Source organism: Algibacter sp., from assembly GCF_049667265.1.
Classification (GTDB): Bacteria; Bacteroidota; Bacteroidia; order Flavobacteriales; family Flavobacteriaceae; genus Algibacter_B.
The window spans coordinates 1-2,005 of the sequence record NZ_JBATHX010000068.1; the positions used below are offsets into that span (position 1 = coordinate 1).

3 protein-coding genes are annotated in these 2,005 nt (G+C 33.9%); 2 read left to right on the plus strand and 1 reads right to left on the minus strand.

What is annotated here, in order from left to right; translation table 11 throughout:
- On the plus strand, positions 1-437 hold a 437-nt coding region (locus WBN21_RS02640; protein ID WP_424197751.1), incomplete at its 5' end, for an SHOCT domain-containing protein.
- 363 nt (positions 438-800) lie between these two features.
- Positions 801-1,595 (plus strand): transglutaminase domain-containing protein, encoded by a 795-nt coding sequence (locus WBN21_RS02645; protein WP_424197752.1) that lies wholly within the window; start codon positions 801-803, stop codon positions 1,593-1,595.
- Between the two features lie 114 nt (positions 1,596-1,709).
- Here WBN21_RS02645 and yidD read toward each other — a convergent pair whose 3' ends face one another.
- Entirely contained in the window at positions 1,710-1,949 is a 240-nt protein-coding gene (gene yidD, locus WBN21_RS02650) for a membrane protein insertion efficiency factor YidD (protein ID WP_424197753.1), read from the minus strand.
- Positions 1,950-2,005 lie beyond the last annotated feature (56 nt).

Sequence of the window (2,005 nt, forward strand, 5' to 3'; positions counted from 1 at the left end):
GTCAAAATAATACGAGTTATGCTATTTTCAATAATATTAGAAGATTAGCTATCCAACAGAACGGAAAAGTAACAGTTTTTGATACACTCGATAACCAAATAGGCGGAGTGGGGCAACAACAAGGCGGAAATTATTCTGTGTCGTTTACAAGTCAATATGGTAATGTAGATTTAGATACCTTACCAATTGTTTCAGGAGGACCAGAAGTGTCTAAACCTTTGCAAGAACAACAGCATGTTGATAATGCTGTAAATATTTCGCCACAGCCTGCTTTTGTAGAGCAAACTATAGAGCCTAATAAAATGGGAGTAAATAATACAGCTTTCGAGGAAGATATTTTTATTAAGATAGAAAAACTAGCAGCCTTAAAGGATAAATCTATTTTATCGGTTGAAGAGTTTGAAAGTAAAAAAGCAGAATTATTAAGTAGGTTATAATACTTTAGGAATTATATTAAAAGTTCAACAAGCTAGATGTTTATTTCGTTCGTTGGACTTTTTTTGTTTCTTTTACTTATTTATAACTGAACGTACTCAGATTTTGTTGGTTTAAAAAGATTGGAATTTTGTTTTAGAAATTTTGAAAGCTATTCCTTATGCCTATTTTTAGTTTTTTTTAAATATTATCAAAAGTTTAAGTAGTGGTATAAAAAAGCTAATTGAATTATTAGTATTACAATAAATTGACATTCAATTTTTGTTATTTGTTAAAATACACTAGAATTTATTTAAATAATCTAAATATAGCATATATCGTCATGGAATCACCTAATTTCGTATAAGTGTTTTAAACATTAATATATGTGGTTGACAGTAGGTTGCGAGTTATTATTTGAAATAGAAATATCTACGCCTTTTATTTTAATGTTGCGTCCTAGAAGTGGTGCAGAACAATGGTTGGCCCGAGATGAATTTAAAATAACACCAAATGTTCAGGTGGTAGAATTTACTGATGACTTTGGAAATCTTTGTCAGCAATTAACTGCTCCAGTAGGAAATTTTTCTATACAAACAAAAGCTGATGTTAAAACTTCTGAACATGTTGATGTAGGCTTTGGAGCTTGTTTTGTAGAAATACAAAATTTGCCACATAATGTACTCAGTTATTTATTACCAAGCCGCTATTGTGAGTCCGATAGATTTAGTGACTTGGCTTCTCAGATTACAGCAAATCAATTACCTGGTTACAACCAAGTAGCAGCTATTGAAACATGGCTGAACAATAACATTAGCTATATTCCTGGAAGTAGTGATTATCCAATTTCTGCCATTGAAGTTAATCAAAGGCAATCTGGAGTTTGCCGTGATTTAGCACATTTAGGTATTGCGTTATGCCGCAGTCTTAGTATTCCCGCGCGCATGGTGGTAGGTTATTTATATAATTTACAGCCAATGGACATGCATGCATGGTTTGAAGCCTATGTTGGCGGACGTTGGTATACCTTTGATGCTACACAGACAGGTCCAAAAGGAGGTTATGTAGTTATAGGTTATGGACATGATGCTGCTGGTGTTGCTGTGTTTAATCAATTTGGGCCTTCCGTTTATCCTACAAAACAAAAAGTTAGTGTGGAGTTGATTCAGGGAAATTTTTAGTATTATCTTTTTCCGGAACAGGATCGTATCCAGAAGCGCCCCATGGCGATGGAGTGTAAAGAAAATGTAGGGTGAACATTTTTAGAGAACAAGTGAGCTGAGGCGTAGGCATTTTTAGTTGTCTTCCTTTTCCGGAACTGGGTCATATCCGGAGCCGCCCCAAGGATGACAACTAAAAATACGCTTTATAGCCAACCAACCACCTTTAAATAATCCATGTTTTTGTAAAGCTTCTTTACTGTAATGTGAACACGTTGGATGGAATCTACAAGTAGCAGGAGTTAGTGGCGATATAAATGTTTGATACACTTTTATCAAAAACAAAAAAGGTGCTATGAGTAGTTTTTTAAACATTTTTTGCATTCCCTCAAAGGAGGGGATCTTTTCAAATTTAGTTGAAAATATTATAT

Excerpts from the sequence above, each read along its gene's own strand:
- WBN21_RS02645 (WP_424197752.1), top strand. The coding sequence starts at position 801 with ATGTGGTTGACAGTAGGTTGCGAGTTATTATTTGAAATAGAAATATCT.
- yidD (WP_424197753.1), bottom strand. The coding sequence starts at position 1,949 with ATGTTTAAAAAACTACTCATAGCACCTTTTTTGTTTTTGATAAAAGTG.